Genomic DNA, 19,103 nt, shown 5'->3' with positions numbered 1-19,103 from the left:
AAAACTCCATTTAGTTGGTTTATTTAAACGGTTAACTTTATTTCAGCGCATGCTAGAGCAAAAAGTAATCAATCCCTTAGTAACTTAGGATATCTTTGACTGTAACGCTTTGACTATAGCAAAGAATGTTGACAGTTTAAGGTAAAAAAGTGACAAAAAAACAAATACAAACCTTTTTACGCTATCTAAAACGCCATGTATTATTGTATAGATGCCCGCTAACTGTCTTCCCAGTTGCTATTTGCTACGCTAATTCTGCTTGCTTGTTTATGGTTAGGGTATTTCAGAGCAGAATCAATATCACATTCAGGCTGCATAGTCTTCATGCTCCATAGATAGAAAAACTGAGCACATCGGACAACTTATATTTTATAAAACTATGGGATAAAGCTATGGGATAAAACCCGCCAAACAAGACACGCTTATAACTCAACTTTATCCAAAATATAATCAATATCTTTATCGCCACGGCCTGATAGATTGACTAAGATAGTCTCATCAGGAGACATGTCTTTAGCTACTTTCATCGCATAAGCAATGGCATGGGCAGATTCTAGGGCAGGGATAATACCCTCTTGGCGAGACAATGCCATAAACGCATCCAAGCATTCTTTATCGGTCACGCTGGTATAAGTGGCTAAGTTAGCATCTTTTAAATAAGAATGCTGTGGGCCGATACCTGGGTAATCAAGTCCTGACGCAATGGAATGCACAGGTGCAGGCTCGCCATTCTCATCTAGCAAGACATAGCATTTAAAACCATGAATCTCGCCTTTAACGCCTAACGTCATCGTTGCAGCGTGGTTTGGCGTGTCTAGACCTTCGCCAGCGGGTTCAACCCCAACTTTAGCCACATCTTTATCGTCTAAGAAGCCACTAAATATGCCAAGAGCATTAGAGCCACCCCCCACACAAGCCACTACCTTATTTGGCAATTTACCCGTCGTGTCTAAAAATTGCTGGCGTGCTTCATGACCAACCACAGACTGAAAATAAGCCACAATTTCAGGGTAGGGCGCAGGGCCAACCACTGAGCCAATGGCAAACATGCTGGTATCTAACTGTTCAAGGTAGGCTTCAAAAGCACTGTCTACCGCTTCTTTAAGCGTACCTGCACCACGCGATACTGGGACGATTTTAGCACCTAAAATTTTCATACGGCTAACATTCGGGTGTTCTTTTTTAATATCCACAACACCCATATGAATTTCACACTCAATACCCATGAGTGCCGCTGCGGTCGCTAATGCCACACCATGTTGCCCCGCCCCCGTTTCGGCAATGACTTTGGTTTTGCCCAGCTTTTTAGCCAGCAAAACTTCACCCAAACAATGGTTAATTTTGTGAGCGCCAGTGTGGTTCAAGTCTTCACGTTTAAAGTATATCTGTGCGCCACCGCAATACTTGCTCAAACGCTGGGCATGATACACAGGGCTAGGTCTACCGATATAGGTTTTACGTAGGCGTTGCATTTCAGCGATGAAGTCTTCATTTTTGATGATGTCCCGAAAGCCTACCGCTATTTCGTCCATCGCTTTAGCCAATTCAGGATGACCAATCTTACCTCCAAACTCGCCAAATAAACCGTCGTCATCAGGAAGCGTTGATTGGTGTAGGCCATACCTATCGCTATGGTTTGCTGTTGTCATAGTAATTCCTCAAATCTTAGAACGGTTATAGAATATTTTTTATTTAACAGTGGGCGCAATGTGTTTAAATATAAGCATTATTTGTATCAACGTTCTAGTACGATGATACTACATTAACAAATTGTAAAGGAGTTTATATTCGAGGTCAAGATAGATTGAAAAGTAGTTTTTACGAATCACTCGGGCATGAAATAAATCTAAATTGGAAACTCAGGGTAGTGATGAATGATGCTATATTAAGATAATGAAAGTTTAAGTATAGGAATAACTCATCATGGACAAGTTAAAATGCATGGAAGCATTTGTCAGAGTGGCTCAAAGTGGTAGTTTTATAAAGGCAGCAAAACAATTAGGTGTCACACGCTCTGTCGTGACTACTCGCATTCAACAACTTGAGACTTTTATTAATGCCCCTCTTTTTCATCGCAGTACCCGTTCAGTTAGGCTCTCAGAAATTGGCGAGAAATACTATCAAGAGTGCGTTGAACTCATTGATCGTTTTGAGCAGTTAGTAGGCGATATGTCACTGGCGAAAAGTGACATGCACGGCAGTTTAAGAGTGTATATGGCACCAGGTTTCGCTTTAAGTTTCTTTAATGAAATCTTGTCTGATTTTACTCGGAAATATAAAAATATTCAGCTAGAGATAGAAACCAACGATCGCGTCATTGACCCTGTGACCTCTGGATTTGATATTGTATTTCAAATTTTCCCACCAAATGGGATCAGTTTAATTGAGCGTAAAATATTCCAAATAAATAGGGTGTTTTGTGCCTCGCCAGCTTTTATTGAACAGCATGGACAACCACAACATCCTAGCGAGCTACATAAATACGAACTTGGTTATTATTCCAACTATCCTGAAAGAAATAAAATCAAGTTTTTAGTTAATAGCGAGTTTAAAGAGTACTCAATTAATGCCAGAGTCTCTTCTAGCTCCATTCACCTGCTTCATGATTTTGCTTTAACAGGTGGGGCTATTGTTTGTTTACCCACTCTTGTTGCCAGGAATAGTCTATTAAATCAAAAGCTCATACCGTTATTGGTGGACTATCCTATGCCTAGATATAGCCTTAGAGCAGTATTTCCTTCCAATTCAAGAAATTTAATCAAAATTCGCAGTGTTTTGGACTTTCTCATTGAAAGAGTGTCGCCGTTACCTGAATGGGATGAGGCGCTCATTGAACGGGGCTATCTGTCTCCTGTGATCAAGTCTTTTCTTTAACTAATTTTGCTTTAACTAAGTAAAGCTTTTTGCTTTGACTAAATAAAGCGATATCTTGACCACAAGTTATATACTTTAAGCACCCAATAGCCGCCTGTTATACTATTATTTATGTGTATTTATGAGTGCCTAACATCAATTCATCTACTGTATGGGCTTTTAAGCTCTGTTGTAATAAACACAGTGTTTTACTATTTAAAACAATCAACGCACTGAAAATCAAATACACTTAATGAGACAATAAATGAATTAGGGAAATAGGATAGCTATGCCAACCCAAGACATTCAAACTCAAATTAGAGCACTTGAAAAACATCGCTTTGATTGTTTAATTCAGAAGCGCTTTGATGAATTTAGTACCCTGTGTGATAACAATTTACGCTACGTGCATACGAGTGGCACAGTGGAAGATTTAACGGTGTTTATAACCAAGTTACGAGTAGGGTATTATGATTATAAAAGCATTGACTATGACATCGTAGATATCATTGATATGAAAGATTGCGTGATTGTGATCGCTAATCTTTATGCAGAATTATTGGTAAATAACCAACCACGTACCTTGCAAAATCGCGCCTTGTCCATTTGGAATAAAGACAACGATCAGTTAAAACTAATGATGTATCAATCTACTGCCTTTGGTGATGAATAACAGCAATGATTATAAGTAGGTAGGCTCATGTTTACATCATTGATTCTCTTACTTATCATTAAACAAAATCTGTTAAAAATACTACGCCATCTTTAACATCGATGGGTACGGGAGTAAGTGAGTGACCTTGACAAGGGCCGTCAACACATTCGCCCGTAGTGATGGTAAACATAGCAGAATGATGAGCGCACATTACTTGATCCCGATAGGTATGGAACTTACCTTTTTTGTAATCAAGAGGTATTGAGAAGTGTGGACATACATTTTCATAAGCGTATAAACGATTGTCTTTTTCAATAATTAGGATACTTTTTTTACTATCGTGCGGATGGGTAACTCGCAGACAGCTTTCTTCTGCAAAATCTACCTGCTCACACAGTTTGATTAATTGGGTCATTATTACCCCCCTGACAGTACAAAATCATATTCGATTTGGTAATAGTCCTTATCAAGTCCATATACGGTTTTACTATATTCGTCGGCATGCTCAAGTGTTGGCTGCACGATTAAACGCTCTTTCACGCCAAAAACGGCGTCATTTTGCAGATAGTCATCATTTTCTATAAACAAATGGGTGACTAACGATTGATACCCCTGAGCTACTATTTTGAAATGGATGTGAGCAGGTCGCCAAAAGGTGCGTTTGGCATAATTGAGCAGCCGTCCCACTGTGCCGTCTGACGGAATCTGATAACTGACAGGTAAGGTTGACTTAAAGGCATAGCGACCATCAGACTTACTAATGAATAAGCCGCGCAAATTGTCGATTTGTTGCTCAGGATCTTGTCCAGAATACATCCCATTATCCGCAGTTTGCCAGACATCGATATAGGCCTCGCTAATGGAATCGCCTTTTGTATTGCGAATCTGACCTTTCACTAGCAAAGGAATAGCAGGCTGATTACCCTCGACCACAATACTGTCCGCAAACTTGCGTATTGGCATTTTATCCACAAAGAATGGCCCAAACACGGTGGAAGGGGTTTGGGTGTCATCCTTTTGATTGTTAATTTCATCGACCAGCATAGACACCCCAAGCACATCAGATAATAAAATGTACTCTTGGCGCTGTTCATGACACATTTGCCCAGTTTCGGTCAGGAAGTTAATCGCATACAGCCACTCTTCTTCCGTTAACTGCACCTCTTGAACGTAGTCGTGCAGCTTTTGTACCAGAGTGGTAATGAGCTGTTTGTGTCGCGGGTTTTCAATTTGCTGAAAGCTGGCAACGGCTTGTGAGGTTACGTCCATGTTTTACTCCCTATTCCCTGTCACTTATCTTGATAATCCATCATATAGTCAATGGTTTATAAAACGGCTCATAAAGCGGCTCATAAAATGGCTCATAACTTTAAGTCATTTGACGAGTTATTGATGACGACACCAAGGTAAGTGATTGTAATATCAGTTTTAAGCTGCGTACTCATCCTGAGCAGGCAGTATTGCGCTTAAACAGGGGGTAAACCCCGATAGGCTCTAGTTAATAAGTCCTTTAACTCAGCGTACTCATAGTCACGAGGGTTATAATACGGACTATCACAGACAATCTGTGCCACTTTAGCAGGCCCTTCCTCAGGCAAGCCTATGTCTTTTAGCGCTAGCGGAATATTTAACGATTCGTTTAGGCGATAAATGGCGACACCCAGATCTTCACGGCTGTTTACACCCAAGGCCTCGGCCAGTTTATCCATCGCCTCGATATCTGCATTGCGATTGTAGTGAACGGAGTAGGCTAAGGTAATGGCATGCGCCTGTGCATGGGGTAGGTTGTAGGTGCCCCCTAAGGTATGGCATATCTTATGATGAATGGCCATGCCAACTGAGCCAAGACATACCCCTGCAAGCCAAGCACCATAAGTTGCTTGTTGACGGGCAGTAATATCGGTTAAGTCTTTTACAATCACAGGTAAAGCCGCTGCCAACGACTTGATGGATTCAATGGCTAATAGACTGATGATAGGATTTTTATCTTGAGCATATAATGCCTCAACGGCATGCGCCATCGCATTCATCCCTGAGCAAGCGGAGACCTGTGCGGGCAAGGTCAAGGTAAGCTCAGGGTCGTAAATAGTAATTTTAGGCAGAACACGAATGTCCTTGCCCGTTGTTTTTAAGTTGTCTTCCGTATACCCATACACGGATGTCATCTCACTACCGGCATAAGTCGTCGGTATGGCAACGATCGGAATCTCAGTCTTAAGAGCAATCATTTTAGCCAGCCCGATGGTTGAACCACCACCTAGGGCAACGCAGCAATCAATCTGGTTGGATTGAGTAAATTCTACTGCCTTATTAGCGACGTCCATCGGAACATGCATCACTGCATGCGGGTAGACGCCTGCACAAATACCTTGCAGTTCTTTGGCGAGCTTCTCTCCAGACGCTTGCTGATCGGGTGTGGTAAGAACCAATACATTTTTATAGCCGTTATCAACTAATATTTGTTTGGCTTGTGATGATTTACCAATGCCAAAATGTACATTAAGCGGTAAGGCTTTATAGTGAAAGTCATCCATGAGCAAGTTCTCCATTTGTGTGTTTTCCCGCTAATTAAGCGTTAGCCTCTATCAAAATGTGGAGGAATTTTCGCATCAACATTGACCCAGACAGACTTGGCTTCGGTGTAATCATGAATGGCTTCAAAACCCATTTCACGTCCATAACCTGATTTACCAACCCCACCAAATGGGCTGCCTGGATTGACTCTTTTATAGCAATTAATCCAGCACATACCAGCATTGATCTTTTTGGCAAATTGATGGGCGCGCTGAATGTCTTTGGTCCACAGTCCGCTGCCTAACCCATATTCGGTACAGTTGGCAATCTCTAATGCTTCTTCATCTGTTTTAAATCTTAACACCGTAATGAATGGGCCGAATACCTCTTCCTGAGCAACACGGTCTTTGGGATTAGCATCGACAATAGTAGGCAGTAGATAGAACCCATTCTTAAGCGCTTCATCCTCAGGAGATTTACCCCCAGAGAGAATTTTACCGCCTTCTTCTTCAGCGATTTTTACATAAGAGAGCACTTTATCGCGGTGAGCCTCAGAGGTAAGTGGGCCCATTTCTGTTTCAGGATCTAATGGGTCGCCCAGCTTAATAGACTCAGCAAGCTTGATAAATTTATCCAAAAACTCATCGGCAATTGCCTCATGTAATAGCAAACGTGACCCTGCAATACAGGCCTGTCCTTGGTTATGGAAAATTGCCCATGCAGACCCATTGACTGCCGCATCAATATTGGCATCTTCAAAGACAATATTTGCCCCTTTGCCACCTAATTCTAACTGAACGCGTTTTAAGTTACCTGCTGAAGAGTGGACAATGCTACGCCCTGTCGCTGTTGAACCGGTAAAGGCAATTTTGCCGACATCTTCATGATCGGCAAGGCGTTGTCCCGCTGTTTTGCCATAGCCCGCGACCACATTAACTACCCCATCAGGGAAGCCAGCTTCTTTGATCAGCTCGGCTATCTTTATAGTCGATAATGGGGTTAATTCAGAAGGTTTTAATACCACGGTGTTACCTGCCGCTAGAGCTGGGCCTAGTTTCCAACTGGTAAACATCAGTGGAAAATTCCACGGTACAATTTGACCAACTACGCCAATGGGTTCACGTAATACATAGTTTAAAAACCCAGGCTCAACAGGAATAACTGAGCCCTCTATCTTATCGGCAATACCGCCAAAGTATCGAAAACAGCCTGCAGTACGAGGCACATCCAGACGGCGTGAATCTCGAATAGGATGACCCGTATCTAATGACTCGAGCTGTGCTAATTCTTCTAAATTGTCCTCGATAAGGTCTGCTAATTTTAATAACAGCCTACCACGCTCAGACGCACCCATAGCAGACCATGCTGGAAATGCTCGCTTAGCCGCGGCAACAGCCAAATCGACATCTTCGGCTTCAGCAGCCGCAATCTTTGTGATGAGTTCGCCGTTGTATGGATTGATCACGTCAATCGTGCCACCATTTTTAGCAGGGACAAATTGACCATCAATAAATAACTGAGTATTCATAACTTAACCTATAAATTCGAATGAAAGGGTAAAAGGGCAAGAGGCCCTTTAATTGAGTTGTCAAAAGTCTATTGGATAGGGCGACAACTCACCTGATGCATATTTCTCTGGAATATTCGGTGTGGCGTTTTCCCAAACGAGTAACATAGAGCGTTTGGTAGAAGAGCCTTGATGACGAATATTAGCTGGCATGGCAGCGATATCACCTGCTTTCATGATGACTCTAGCAATCGGACTACCATCTACTTTGTCGCCAATATCCCAAGTGATCTCATCTGAAATTTGTAAAAACCATTCGACGCGATCGTTGCCATGGAACACGGGTAAGATATACTCTTCTGTGGTCGGGCAGAATAGGCTTTCTTTACACACCGAAGTGACCGATGGGTTCCATGTCACATCAGAGCGAGAGAGATACTTAAAGAGATTAAAGCCGCTAAGCTGACCTTCAAATCCCGGCTCACAATGTACAACAGGCTCATCTTGTGCAATATCTTTAAAATGACGATTGACTGGTAAATCGTCGCGTAACGGTGAGTCTCCCTCTAAGCCCGGCATGCGTTTTGTCGCAATTCGATAGCGGTCAATCGCTTCACTGTTGTTTCCGTTCTTACGACCAAAGGCACTGCCCGTTTCTTCGGGGGCGGCAAATGGATCGAAACTTTCATTAACCCAGTCATGTAAAATGGCTTTAAAGGTCTGCATAATGACAGGCGTCTCAAAGTTCTCAACATAATCTACGCCGGCTTCTCTAAACACACCATTAAAAGTGCCTGCATAAAGATCTACACTGCCATAATGGTTTTGGGTGCCGATGACATGATCAAAGTTGACCCAGCCATAAAAGAAACCCCATGCCACATCGCGCATTAATGCTCTTAGAAAAGCGTCGGCAGACATAAGATGAGAGTATTCTTCGTTCTTAGCCTCCCACGTGATTTTTACAAAATACTCATCTCTACTGAAGGTAAATTTACCCAGTTGAAAAGAAGCATAGCCAGTAATGTCATCACGGGCGATAACGGTAACGCCAGTATCTTCAAAAGTGACGGTCATTTTCTCTCTCCTTGAATGTTATGTAATTCCCTTGGTGGATTGTCAGAAACTCTCAAGGTTTCTGAGAACCTAGTTATTAAAAGTTATCTCTTAAAAGCTAATAAACTAAAAAAAGCTAATAAAAAATTATGTAAAACAAATCTCATTCCATTTCTCGATTGATAGGGGGCCTTGGATAGTCTGAATCAGTAGCACTGAAGGCTTAGAGGTCTCAAAACGATAAGCAGTGCCCGCAGGTAGGATAGCCTGATGACCTTGCTTTAATAGGACATAACCCATTGCTTCTCCACTGGGTTGCTCGCCTGCTAGATGGGTGCCTTCTTGCTCGTCAGATACCACAGAATCCTCATTGAGTTTCAGAAAATCCACTCTTACCGCACCATCCATAGCGATGACGAACTCATCATGTGAGGCGGTGTACCATGGCGATTGACCCTCTGCACGTACACTCTCAATGACGAACTTTAGGTTCTTACCGACAATAGTTTTTTCATAAGGCTGGGCATTAGACGCTACTTCAAAAATATTTGAAAAAGCATAATTGGATTTTTTACCTTTAATAATTTGAATAGATCCTTTCTCGTAGTTTTCCAAGCTACCTAACTTAGTGGTATAGACATCCATATCTGTCTCCTTTACGACTGCGTACTTCAATGTTGTGAGTATCATCCCTTAGTATCAAGCTCAAAATAGCTCTCTTGACTTTTACAACATACGCCAATAATTCACTGCAAACAATGTGCGAAATGGCAACATGACTGTTTGCCGCTTTCGAACAATTAATGTGCTTATAATCATAAGTATCGGAACAAGGAAGTTCTTGAATACTATGAAAAAGAACTCTAACCAAATCAGTGATATCCAAGCGCTGTCTAAGTGTTGAACACATTGATTCATTTTCTTTTTCTAAATTCACTTAAAAGGATATTAAGATGAAAACTTTAAAATGGGATACCGCCTACGAATGGAAGGTAGTGGTACTACTGACGTTGGCTTTCGGATTGGTTGGCTTAGATCGTTGGATTATTGCGCCATTACTACCCTCAATCATGCGTGACTTGTCTCTAAACTATCAAGATGTCGGCTTAATATTCGGTGCGCTAGGGATTGCATGGGGGGTATTTGCGATTTTCTCAGGCAGCTTGTCGGATAAAATTGGACATCGTAAAATTTTGATTGCCTCACTAGTGATGTTCTCATTAGCGTCAGGACTTTCTGGTGCGGCCATGGGGTTAACCAGCTTAATTCTCATTCGATCATTGATGGGGGTCTCCGAAGGGGCGTTTTGTCCTACCAGTTTTGCGGCGACGGCTGTTGCGGCCAAACCATCACGCCGAGGCGCGTTACAAGGCTTACAACAAAGTGGCTTTGCACTGTTTGGTCTGGGTTTAGGTCCCATTATTGCCACACAATTAATGCTGGTTGTGCCCTCATGGCGCGAAGTGTTTTGGGTGGTAGCGATTCCCGGTTTTATCTTAGCGGTATTACTGTTTTTCGTCTTACGCGAACCGGAACAAACACAAGGCGGTCAGATACTCATCGCTGAGAAAAAGGCAATGGTGTCACAAGAGAAGATAAGCTGGTTTGAGTTGCTTAAAAACCGCAATATCTTGCTAAGTATGGTTGGTCTGTGCTGTACCATGTCTTGTGTGTTTGTCATCAGTGCTATGTTGCCTTTATATCTTGAAAACTTTCTAAAATTAACCCCACAAGACATGGGTATCATCGTCTCTGCTATTGGCTTTGGTGGGTTTGTAGGTCAGTTCTTAGTACCTGCTATATCCGATTGGATTGGCCGCCGTATGGCCTCTATCTTAGGATTTTTAGGCTCTGCTATATTCATCTATATCTTAGCCAACACCTCTGCTTCCGTGCCCCAGTTATTCGGTGTGCTATTTGTACTATCTTTTTTTAGTTTAGGCTTAATTGCGCTATTATCAGGACCGTTAGCCGCTGAGTCTGCACCAGCAGGACTGGTTGCTTCATCGATCGGCTTAGTGGTTGGGGCTGGCGAGATATTTGGTGGCGGTATCGCACCCGTATTGTCAGGCGTTATCGCTGAGAACTATGGGATTGAGAATATATTTTACCTAAGTTTGGTGGGCGTCATCATTGGTATGATAGCCAGTTTCTTTATCAAAGAGACAGCACCTCGCAAAGTCGCGGAATCGATAGTAGCAGTAAGACCTTAAGGTTAACTGTATAAGGTGCAGCAAATGACATCCTTCTCGGAAAATTCATCAGAGTAAAATGCTGCGGACCATATTTCAACTGGATTAAATTAACCCAAGGAAGGGGGATAAAATGGTTATCAGTCGAAGAGATACTCTTAAAACAATGATTGGATTTAGTTCTATGGCAATGATTAATACAGGTTTTAGTGCGTCTACAGGCTTTAGTACGTCTACAGTCTTAAAGGGCGATAAAGCACTACAGAATAATTCAAAACCAAAAACACCTAATATATTAGTGGTCGTGGTTGATGATATGGGCTTTAGTGATGCTACCCCTTATGGTGGCGAAGCTAAAATGCCCTATCTTTCCCAGCTGTGTAATACGGGTGTAAGATTTCGTCACTCCTATATGTCATCACTATGTGCGCCAACTCGGGCAATGTTATTAACAGGTGTTGACAATCACTTATGTGGTCTTGGCAATATGCCGCCTTTTCACACTACCAATCAATTTAATCAACCTGGCTATGAGGGCTGGCTTAATGACCGTGTGACTACCATTGCAGAGGTATTACAGTCTAATGGCTATCATACTTATATGTCAGGTAAGTGGCATCTAGGCTTCCGTCAAGATAAATACCCAAGCCAGCAAGGTTTTGATAAATCTTTTGCTTTTATGGGGGGTGGTTCCAGTCACTGGGCGGATATGCGTCCTTTGTCACGTACAGAGAGGGGTACTAATTTTTATGTGGAAAATGATACTCGCTTGGATCGTTTACCAGAGGATTTTTACTCATCGATTAACTTTGCCGATAAAATGATTCAGTACTTGGGGGAGCAAACAGATGACAATCCTTTTTTTGCTTATCTAGCCTTTACTGCACCGCATGACCCGATTCAGGTTCCTGACAAATGGATCGATAATTATAAAGGTATGTATGATGTTGGCTATGAAGTCACCAAGTCACGCCGATTAAAGAAAATGAAAGAATTGGGTTTATTAGCACCCAATACACCGTTAAACCCTGGCGATAGTAACATACCTAATTGGGATAGCTTACCCAAAGAACAACAGCGTATGGAAGCACGAGCCATGGAGGTTTATAGCGCAATGCTTGAATGTATGGATGCGCAGATGGGCCGTGTCATCAATAAAATTAAAGACATGAATCAATGGGATAACACTATCGTATTTTTTATGTCGGATAACGGTGCCAACCCCAAACAGCCTTGGTTTTATGCGCCTAATACCAAAGAGCAAATCGAAAAAGAGTTTGATAATAGTTACGACAATATAGGACGTCCTAACTCTTTTATATCTATTGGGGCAGGATGGGCTCAAGTAGCTAATACGCCACTGTCCTATTTCAAACTGACGTCATATGAGGGCGGTACCAAAACACCGCTTGTCGTTTCTGGACGTGGCATTAAAGCAAGGGGTATTGATACGCAAAATCGTATTCATGTCACCGACTTGTTTCCTACCATACTTGAATTGACCAACAGTACCCGCCCGACTAGCATTAACGGACAGCCTTTAGCCCCTTTATATGGCAAATCGTATGCCAAAATACTCACAGAGGCAAGCACAGCTAAGCATCGGGGTGATAATGATGTCATTGGCTTTGAAATTATGGAAAACAAATCCTTAACCAAAGGAGACTGGAAGGTGTTATTCCAGCCACCCCCTTATGGTGACGGCAAGCATTGGCATCTTTATAACTTAAAAGAGGATGAGCTTGAGTTAGTAGATTTAGCAAACGTATACCCTAAAAAGACGCAGGAGCTTGTGCTCGAATGGGAGCGTTATGCCAAACAAGTAGGATATATTAAATCTAATGGTCAGCTACAGATGAAAACTTATAGGAATCCTGAGGAGTTTTATTTACATATGGGCGAAGACGCTATTTGAATGTGATTAAGACAGTACTAAATCTAGCCAGTAACTCTAATGTAGTAGGGTGTCTGTGCTGAAATATTTTTGAATGAATCAAGGATGTATTCATTAAAACACTAGATATTAAAGCTTATTTAATATCGATGTTTATTTTTAAAAGGAGTTTATGATGAAAAAATTAAGCTATTCAACTATCGCTCTAGCCGTATTACTCACTTTAAGTGGTTGTAGTAATACGGATAATGCTACCGATGCCACTGGTGATAAAGCAACAGAACAAACCGTATTACGTTTTTCGCATTTATGGCCCGCCACTGGGGTCATCCACAAAGAGCTATTCGAACCTTGGGCTAAGCAAATAGAGGAAGATTCGAATGGCAGACTAAAAGTAGAAATATATCCTTCTAGTACTTTAAGTAAGCCTGATAATACCTATGATGCCACTGTGAAAGGTGTTGTCGATATTGGTGTGCAAATTCCCGGTTATGTTAATGGTCGCTTTCCACTCACTGAAATAACCCAGCTTCCAGGACTATCCACTTCCTCAAGTCAATTAAATTGTATTTTACAAACGTTGTATGATGACAAGGTAATATCAAGTGAGTATGACGATACTCATCAATTATTTATGATGGCAGCCGGTCCAGGCGTTTTGCACTCTGTGGATAAGGTCATTGAGAAGCCAGAAGATATGGTGGGTTTACGTATGAGAGGTCCCTCTATCATAGCCATCAATATTATTGAAGCAGCAGGCGGTACGCCAGTGGGTCTACCGGCACCTGATCAATATAATTCACTGCAACGTGGTGTTATTGATGGGGTCAGTTTTACTTGGGATGGCGTCGGCGCATTTCGGTTAAATGAACTTCTCAATACGCATACCGATATCCCGCTGTACAGTCCTGCTATCTTTGCCACCATGAATAAAGACAAATACGAGAGTTTACCCGACGATCTAAAAAAAGTAATCGATGATAATTCTGGAGCTGCAATGTCTCGCCGTGCAGGTGAAGTCTTTGATAGTGAAGATGCTAAGTACAAAGAGGAAGCGATTGCAAAAGGCGATACTATTGTTGAAATACCAGATCCCTTAAATGATCCTAGATGGAAGGATTTGCTCAAGTCTGAAACTGAAAAGTATCTAAGCGAATTAAAAGAAAAAGGCGTGGATGCGGATAGTGTGTACCAAAAGGCACAAGCAGCAAGCAAAACGTGCAAGAGTTGAAGGTCTAACAGACCAGTGGCTATGACTGTAGCCACTGTGTCTTCTTCTAGTGGTCATTCATCCAACCCCCATGCGCCATCCCTATCACATCATCAATACCCACATCATCCTTAAAACCGTATCGAGCAATACGCTGTGTCAGATCACTATCTGGTGTCGCATACTTATTAAGCTTACCCATGTCAGAAAGATGCCGTTTAGCTTTATAGGCAGTATAGTTTAGTTAATAAGTGAGCAAGGTTAGTCATAGCTGGGTCAAGCTCATTATCAGCATCCTTCCTCACCATCTTCACAATCTGTCGACTCACTTTGCTGATCCACTGCCTCATTAATGTCTTGAATAACACGATCACAAGAGTCGTATGCTCTATCAGTATCGCTATACTTTCCCATATCTTTATCTTGATTGCCATCAGTCCAATCTTTACTGACACGCTTTGCCGTATTTTTATTACTATGTTCCATCACAGTATTCTCCTTGTTTGTGCTCTGCTAGCTGTTCCTATTGTACTAGCCTTTCTTACCGTACTAGCCATTAGTATTGTTGCCGTGACCCATAAAATGACATCAGAGCCAATAAGTGCCACACTTTTAGTATACGCCTGTAAACTTAGGTGTTTATGTTTATTTCTAGTAAATATAATAATTATCATCACAAATGTTCATAAAGGGTATGGAATAATCTCAAATACACGTCTTATCTGTCGTATCCGTCTTATCCGTCATTATTAAGAGAAACGCTATGAAAAAATGGACATTAACTTCTATTGCCGTCTCTACCTTGCTAAGCGCGAGCCTATATTCTCTGCCCGCACACTCAGCTAGTTTCGACTGCCATAAAGCCAGTACCACTGTTGAACACCTAATCTGTGCCAATCCCGAATTATCAAAACTGGATGATGAGTTGGCAGTGCAATACTCAGACGATATGGAGGAGGCTAAAGACAATGAGTACGACTATACAGAGCAAACACGTGCTGAACAAATCCAGTGGCTGATCTTTCAGCGCAATACTTGTAAAGATACAGCCTGTCTAATTCGTGAATATCGAGAGCACCTAGGTGGCACGACTAAATTAGGTGTGGCGATTGACTACCTTGAAGACATTGCGCCAGCAAATCTACCCAAGTCTAATGCCTTTGGTCGATTTAGCACGACAACACAGATATCTGTCTATAATCCTGACGCTAAAAAAGAGTACGATATATTCAACGAAACCAATAGCATTGATATTTTAAGCGTTACCAAAAAGCCTTATCTCGCCGTTATCGACAGCACTATGATATTTAGTAATGCACATATGTGCTCAATCTCGGATCAATTAGCTCAATGGTCTGAGAACCACTGGACACTAACCAGTTATGAATTAGACGACCCTGCTGAACTGAGATTGTATCCTGCTGTTTATCAGGGTAAATCGCAGGTTTTAGTAAAAGATATTGACCAACAATACCGTAGAGTAAACTGCGGTATGCGAGGTTATTTTGATGGGCTAGTGTTTGAGAAGCAGTAGGGAAGTGTGTTATCAAACGTACATTATAATAGGCAAAAAGATAGCGTGCAGTGTAGCTAAACATGGGGTTTAATATTTGACGATAAATGGCTTTAATTTCTTAGCGCGTCATTTTGTATTAGTGATGGAGACTATTGCCGTTTGGGTTGCCGATAATGTGATTGATAACGACCTGTTGGCTAAGCTTATTCATTCTATTTTGTATGAAGACGACTATTCGCAGTCTTTAAAATTAGAGTTGCTTAGAGCGATACAAATTTCGCAGGGTTTGTAGCTAATCGCGCCATTCGCTACTATCTTGGTTACCCACTGGGGCGGTTACTAATAGCCAGTTGCGTTCCTGTTGTCTCGATACCGCTCCTAGCTAAGTCACCGCAACCCAGTGGTCAACCAAGTATATCCGCTACTGACACGGCTAAACCGCTCCTCCAATTGACGTTTGCAGTGTTAGGCAGGGTTGCATACACGAAGCAAGTTTAAAAAAATTGGTAGTATGGATGATAACCTGTGTGAATTTAACCTTCGTGGGTTCCACTTCGTTACACCCACGCTACTTACTTAAAACTATTTTCAACCCATAGCCATCAATCAGATTGGATACATTTAATGAAGGCCCATCTAATGAACCGATACCTCATCACCTCGCTATTATTGATCAGTATGAGCGCCTGTGATACACAGTCCGACGCACTGGATCAAGCTAAACCAACGCCTACAAATGCGAGCCAAGCTGAGTCAAAACCTATAGAAACTGCTGATGATGCAGAGAGTATTGAAAAAGAAGACATGGTAGAAAAAGGCACGGTAACAGCGATAAACGTCGATACAACTAAGGCGAACTGCGATGCCGAGAGTGCCATGATGGCACAAGTCGGTAATAACAGTAAGATAGAAGCTATTAAAAGTGTTAATGAAGTGCTTCCTGCTTGTCTAAAAAAAACGGACAGTAAAACTGCGCTCAAGCTACTCACACAATACGATAAGATGTATAACCGCTTTTTAGACAACGGCTTACGGGATGAGGATGACATCGGAGTTTTTAGTAATCTAGCATACAAGGTAGACTCTGGCGAAACCCTCTCAAAGACTGAACAGGCAACGCTAAATCCACATCTTAAATATTTACTCACATTATCACAGAGTGATGAAGACGTTTATCTTAAGTATTTGGGCGAGGGCTACTATACGTTTAGCCATGATTTATCAGCAATGATGTCTCGGTTTTCACCATATTTAGCCAAAGAAGACCGTGCCTTCTTTGAGCGTATGGCAAAGGACAATCAGGAAATTTTTTGGAATGATGCGGCCATTGTCGTTTCTTTAGAAAACCTTATAGAGCGCGCTTTGTTTTGGGAAGATTATTTAAAGCGCTATCCAAATGGACGCCATAAACAAGAAGCCCAGCAACTTTATAACATCTACCGGTTCTCTTTATTCTATGGTTCTGATAACACAGAATGGACAGACGATGCCATACATTACTTCTACGAGCCGGAAGATAATTTGGCAATGATTGAGTTGTCGCATCAGCCCAACAGTCAGTTGGCAAAAGACGCTGAGAAATTCTTAAAGTTTATGCAAACCTCAGACGCTGAGCGCCGTGGTGACATCGAACCCAATGGTGATGACTATCAAGATATTTCTATTGCCAGACAGCGGGTTGATGAAGTGTTGCAAATCCCTAATCCTTGGCAAGAGGAAACCTGGATAGATTGCTTTACAGGTATATTCTGCCGATAGGATTTTGAAGCTATTTCCTGCTTTTCGCTACTATCTTGCTTTACATAGGGGCAGGCGCTAATGGCAAGAGTCGTTCCTGACTCAGCGATACCTCCTCTAGCCAAGTGCCTGCATCCCTGTGTTTTACCAGGTATATCTGCTTCAATCAGGGCTAAACTTCTCCTCCGATGCAAGGTTTATTACTGGAATGAGAAAACACGATAATGTTCATACGTGTTTAATATAAAATTAATTATTGTAAACACATTAATAGAGTTCTCTAAAAATCATGTTAATGTATAAGACCTGCATTAAAAAGGTTATAAGTTAATCATTAGGTTCTATATTTATGTCAATTAATAAAATGCTTGATAAAGACGTACGAAACGCTGTTAAGAAAAGAGTTATTAAAAACCATATTAGTGACCCATCAACGCTAGTTGTGGAAGAGATGGGTCTAAATTATGGTCGTAATCGTATAGATATAGCTGTTGTAAATGGTAAACTTCATGGTTTTGAGCTTAAGAGCGATTCGGATAATCTGTTGAGGTTACCTAGTCAGATTGAAGCGTATTCTGCGGTAATGGATAAAGTCACTTTGGTTGTAGGATCTAAGCATGCTGATAGAGCAATAGAAATCATTCCTGAATGGTGGGGAGTTAAAATAGCTACACAGGGTAAAAGAGGAGCGATAAAGCTAAAAACCGAACGTCGGGAGAAAGAAAATAAAAATATAGATTCATTTGAGTTAGTTAAACTAGCTTGGAAGGATGAAATATTAAATTTACTGGCTCAAAGAATAGAAGTTGATTGGAGAATTAGAAAGCTAAAGAAACAAGAAATCCACCAACTAGTGGTGGATAACTTCAGTTTAAATGAAATTAGAGATAATATCAGAGCTATATTGAAATCCCGTAGTGACTGGCGTTCTGTCTAGCGACAAATGTTATGTGATGATTGTGTCCTACTTTTACCCAAGTTTCCATATTGCCACAAGTGGCAGTTTTGTTAGCGCATTCACTCAAATATTTATCTCCCCATGAATAAGAAGCACCTAAGAAGTGAGGAGAGCTAACAATTATATGTGATATATCATGATACTGATTAAAACCATCGACATGGGTGTTTACTTGATAACCAACTGCAAATAAATAATGATCAGATAATGTGTATTTAATCTTAGCATTTGGATTAACGTATGTTATAGGCTCCAATTCATCGGGATGTACTACAGAATAGTCTGAGAAAATTGGATGTTTAGACTCTTGAGTAAGCCCTTGTAAAAATTCTTGAAAGCCTAACCAGTGCATGCGAGGAGCATGCCCATAAGGATTATAATCTTCCCTTAACAATTCTTTTGGTGCTGAAGAACCAGCTATAATTATTTGATTGACACTATCTACAAAATTATTGACGATGTAATCGTAAAAGGTCTGAATATGATGAGATTGAGCTTCTTCATTAGACTTAATATTTGACCTAAAATCAATTAGAATATCTACGATACACTCATCGTCCGTTAATTGATCAATAAGTTTCTGTAAACTTAAAATAGTGGTATTATCAAATAATTGAATGTTTATTTTTAAGCAGCATTGTAATTTATGCTGTAACACATGATTAATAATTGATAAATTAGGATTATGTATGTTAATAACTGGATGATAATTTAAATTCCTATTATGAAATTCGTTTAAAATAAAATCTATATGATTAACGCCTTGAATAGAAACATTAGAGGGGTCGTTTAAATCTATATAAATTGGATTGCTTCCCCATTTATGTTCTACATTTTTGGCTAATGATTGTCCTCTAGAGTCCGCTTTCTCTTTTGTTAATGTGATAACTGGTTTAATATGAGATTTAATTGGTGCATCTAATTCTAACAGTGCATTAAACTCTCCTCTTTTGGACTTGAGTATTGGTACGTATAACACTTTAACCTCCATTGAAAACATCCTTATTGTCT

General features: G+C 41.0%; 19 protein-coding genes. 9 read left to right on the top strand and 10 right to left on the bottom strand.

Features of this window, described 5'->3' with window-relative positions:
- Positions 1-422: 422 nt before the first annotated feature.
- Positions 423-1,649: a tryptophan synthase subunit beta gene (gene trpB / locus AC2SLL_RS05360; RefSeq protein ID WP_486530656.1), complete on the bottom strand. Its 1,227-nt coding sequence runs from the start codon at positions 1,647-1,649 to the stop codon at positions 423-425.
- Between the two features lie 274 nt (positions 1,650-1,923).
- Here trpB and AC2SLL_RS05355 point away from each other — a divergent pair, with 274 nt between their 5' ends.
- Positions 1,924-2,874: a LysR family transcriptional regulator gene (locus AC2SLL_RS05355; protein WP_486530655.1), complete on the top strand. Its 951-nt coding sequence runs from the start codon at positions 1,924-1,926 to the stop codon at positions 2,872-2,874.
- A gap of 268 nt (positions 2,875-3,142) precedes the next feature.
- Positions 3,143-3,526 carry a nuclear transport factor 2 family protein gene (locus AC2SLL_RS05350; protein WP_486530654.1) on the top strand — a complete coding sequence of 128 codons (384 nt, stop codon included), beginning with the start codon at positions 3,143-3,145 and terminating at the stop codon, positions 3,524-3,526.
- Between the two features lie 58 nt (positions 3,527-3,584).
- Here the strand turns inward: AC2SLL_RS05350 and AC2SLL_RS05345 are convergent, their stop codons facing one another.
- From AC2SLL_RS05345 to AC2SLL_RS05320, 6 genes are all read right to left on the bottom strand, one after another.
- Complete coding sequence (locus AC2SLL_RS05345) at positions 3,585-3,923, bottom strand: Rieske (2Fe-2S) protein (RefSeq protein ID WP_486530653.1); 339 nt, start codon at positions 3,921-3,923, stop codon at positions 3,585-3,587.
- A gap of 2 nt (positions 3,924-3,925) precedes the next feature.
- Positions 3,926-4,777: a dioxygenase family protein gene (locus tag AC2SLL_RS05340; RefSeq protein WP_486530652.1), complete on the bottom strand. Its 852-nt coding sequence runs from the start codon at positions 4,775-4,777 to the stop codon at positions 3,926-3,928.
- Between the two features lie 197 nt (positions 4,778-4,974).
- Positions 4,975-6,042, bottom strand: coding sequence for a maleylacetate reductase (locus tag AC2SLL_RS05335; RefSeq protein WP_486530651.1), 1,068 nt, complete (start codon positions 6,040-6,042; stop codon positions 4,975-4,977).
- A 41-nt stretch (positions 6,043-6,083) separates the two neighbouring features.
- Positions 6,084-7,550, bottom strand: a complete 1,467-nt coding sequence (locus AC2SLL_RS05330; protein WP_486530650.1) for an aldehyde dehydrogenase family protein — start codon at positions 7,548-7,550, stop codon at positions 6,084-6,086.
- Positions 7,551-7,610: 60 nt separating this feature from the next.
- Positions 7,611-8,606 carry a hydroxyquinol 1,2-dioxygenase gene (locus AC2SLL_RS05325; RefSeq protein WP_486530649.1) on the bottom strand — a complete coding sequence of 332 codons (996 nt, stop codon included), beginning with the start codon at positions 8,604-8,606 and terminating at the stop codon, positions 7,611-7,613.
- 126 nt (positions 8,607-8,732) lie between these two features.
- The gene (locus tag AC2SLL_RS05320) at positions 8,733-9,230 is read right to left on the bottom strand and encodes a cupin domain-containing protein (protein ID WP_486530648.1); all 498 of its coding nucleotides are present in this window, start codon (positions 9,228-9,230) and stop codon (positions 8,733-8,735) included.
- Between the two features lie 308 nt (positions 9,231-9,538).
- Here AC2SLL_RS05320 and AC2SLL_RS05315 point away from each other — a divergent pair, with 308 nt between their 5' ends.
- The 3 genes from AC2SLL_RS05315 (at position 9,539) to AC2SLL_RS05305 (ending at position 13,902) form a co-directional block, all read left to right on the top strand.
- Entirely contained in the window at positions 9,539-10,798 is a 1,260-nt protein-coding gene (locus tag AC2SLL_RS05315; RefSeq protein WP_486530647.1) for an MFS transporter, read from the top strand.
- A 112-nt stretch (positions 10,799-10,910) separates the two neighbouring features.
- Positions 10,911-12,692, top strand: a complete 1,782-nt coding sequence (locus AC2SLL_RS05310) for an arylsulfatase (protein ID WP_486530646.1) — start codon at positions 10,911-10,913, stop codon at positions 12,690-12,692.
- Positions 12,693-12,846: 154 nt separating this feature from the next.
- Positions 12,847-13,902, top strand: coding sequence for a TRAP transporter substrate-binding protein (locus AC2SLL_RS05305; protein WP_486530645.1), 1,056 nt, complete (start codon positions 12,847-12,849; stop codon positions 13,900-13,902).
- Positions 13,903-13,948: 46 nt separating this feature from the next.
- On the opposite strand, the gene AC2SLL_RS05300 is transcribed toward AC2SLL_RS05305, so the two are convergent.
- Complete coding sequence (locus AC2SLL_RS05300; protein ID WP_486530644.1) at positions 13,949-14,083, bottom strand: hypothetical protein; 135 nt, start codon at positions 14,081-14,083, stop codon at positions 13,949-13,951.
- An 86-nt stretch (positions 14,084-14,169) separates the two neighbouring features.
- Complete coding sequence (locus AC2SLL_RS05295; protein ID WP_486530643.1) at positions 14,170-14,367, bottom strand: hypothetical protein; 198 nt, start codon at positions 14,365-14,367, stop codon at positions 14,170-14,172.
- Positions 14,368-14,644: 277 nt separating this feature from the next.
- Between AC2SLL_RS05295 and AC2SLL_RS05290 the strand changes: the two genes are divergently transcribed.
- The 4 genes from AC2SLL_RS05290 to AC2SLL_RS05275 all read left to right on the top strand — a co-directional run bounded on the left by AC2SLL_RS05290 (position 14,645) and on the right by AC2SLL_RS05275 (position 18,071).
- On the top strand, positions 14,645-15,415 hold the full coding sequence (locus AC2SLL_RS05290; protein ID WP_486530642.1) for a lysozyme inhibitor LprI family protein: 771 nt from the start codon (positions 14,645-14,647) through the stop codon (positions 15,413-15,415).
- 76 nt (positions 15,416-15,491) lie between these two features.
- Entirely contained in the window at positions 15,492-15,689 is a 198-nt protein-coding gene (locus AC2SLL_RS05285; RefSeq protein WP_486530641.1) for a hypothetical protein, read from the top strand.
- A gap of 386 nt (positions 15,690-16,075) precedes the next feature.
- Positions 16,076-17,155 (top strand): hypothetical protein, encoded by a 1,080-nt coding sequence (locus tag AC2SLL_RS05280; RefSeq protein WP_486530640.1) that lies wholly within the window; start codon positions 16,076-16,078, stop codon positions 17,153-17,155.
- Between the two features lie 328 nt (positions 17,156-17,483).
- Positions 17,484-18,071, top strand: a complete 588-nt coding sequence (locus AC2SLL_RS05275) for a sce7726 family protein (protein WP_486530639.1) — start codon at positions 17,484-17,486, stop codon at positions 18,069-18,071.
- Here AC2SLL_RS05275 and AC2SLL_RS05270 read toward each other — a convergent pair.
- On the bottom strand, positions 18,034-19,071 hold the full coding sequence (locus AC2SLL_RS05270) for a beta family protein (RefSeq protein ID WP_486530638.1): 1,038 nt from the start codon (positions 19,069-19,071) through the stop codon (positions 18,034-18,036). The genes AC2SLL_RS05275 and AC2SLL_RS05270 overlap by 38 nt on opposite strands.
- Between the last annotated feature and the right edge of the window lie 32 nt (positions 19,072-19,103).

The organism is Psychrobacter sp. CX97 (assembly GCF_057396285.1).
Note: the sequence above shows the minus strand (reverse complement) of the source record. Positions and strands in the feature narration are given on the sequence as shown.

What these genes read in the sequence shown, in the direction of transcription:
- trpB (WP_486530656.1), bottom strand. Translation starts at nt 1,649, where the DNA reads ATGACAACAGCAAACCATAGCGATAGGTATGGCCTACACCAATCAACG.
- AC2SLL_RS05355 (WP_486530655.1), top strand. Translation starts at nt 1,924, where the DNA reads ATGGACAAGTTAAAATGCATGGAAGCATTTGTCAGAGTGGCTCAAAGT.
- AC2SLL_RS05350 (WP_486530654.1), top strand. Translation starts at nt 3,143, where the DNA reads ATGCCAACCCAAGACATTCAAACTCAAATTAGAGCACTTGAAAAACAT.
- AC2SLL_RS05345 (WP_486530653.1), bottom strand. Translation starts at nt 3,923, where the DNA reads ATGACCCAATTAATCAAACTGTGTGAGCAGGTAGATTTTGCAGAAGAA.
- AC2SLL_RS05340 (WP_486530652.1), bottom strand. Translation starts at nt 4,777, where the DNA reads ATGGACGTAACCTCACAAGCCGTTGCCAGCTTTCAGCAAATTGAAAAC.
- AC2SLL_RS05335 (WP_486530651.1), bottom strand. Translation starts at nt 6,042, where the DNA reads ATGGATGACTTTCACTATAAAGCCTTACCGCTTAATGTACATTTTGGC.
- AC2SLL_RS05330 (WP_486530650.1), bottom strand. Translation starts at nt 7,550, where the DNA reads ATGAATACTCAGTTATTTATTGATGGTCAATTTGTCCCTGCTAAAAAT.
- AC2SLL_RS05325 (WP_486530649.1), bottom strand. Translation starts at nt 8,606, where the DNA reads ATGACCGTCACTTTTGAAGATACTGGCGTTACCGTTATCGCCCGTGAT.
- AC2SLL_RS05320 (WP_486530648.1), bottom strand. Translation starts at nt 9,230, where the DNA reads ATGGATGTCTATACCACTAAGTTAGGTAGCTTGGAAAACTACGAGAAA.
- AC2SLL_RS05315 (WP_486530647.1), top strand. Translation starts at nt 9,539, where the DNA reads ATGAAAACTTTAAAATGGGATACCGCCTACGAATGGAAGGTAGTGGTA.
- AC2SLL_RS05310 (WP_486530646.1), top strand. Translation starts at nt 10,911, where the DNA reads ATGGTTATCAGTCGAAGAGATACTCTTAAAACAATGATTGGATTTAGT.
- AC2SLL_RS05305 (WP_486530645.1), top strand. Translation starts at nt 12,847, where the DNA reads ATGAAAAAATTAAGCTATTCAACTATCGCTCTAGCCGTATTACTCACT.
- AC2SLL_RS05300 (WP_486530644.1), bottom strand. Translation starts at nt 14,083, where the DNA reads ATGGGTAAGCTTAATAAGTATGCGACACCAGATAGTGATCTGACACAG.
- AC2SLL_RS05295 (WP_486530643.1), bottom strand. Translation starts at nt 14,367, where the DNA reads ATGGAACATAGTAATAAAAATACGGCAAAGCGTGTCAGTAAAGATTGG.
- AC2SLL_RS05290 (WP_486530642.1), top strand. Translation starts at nt 14,645, where the DNA reads ATGAAAAAATGGACATTAACTTCTATTGCCGTCTCTACCTTGCTAAGC.
- AC2SLL_RS05280 (WP_486530640.1), top strand. Translation starts at nt 16,076, where the DNA reads ATGAGCGCCTGTGATACACAGTCCGACGCACTGGATCAAGCTAAACCA.
- AC2SLL_RS05275 (WP_486530639.1), top strand. Translation starts at nt 17,484, where the DNA reads ATGTCAATTAATAAAATGCTTGATAAAGACGTACGAAACGCTGTTAAG.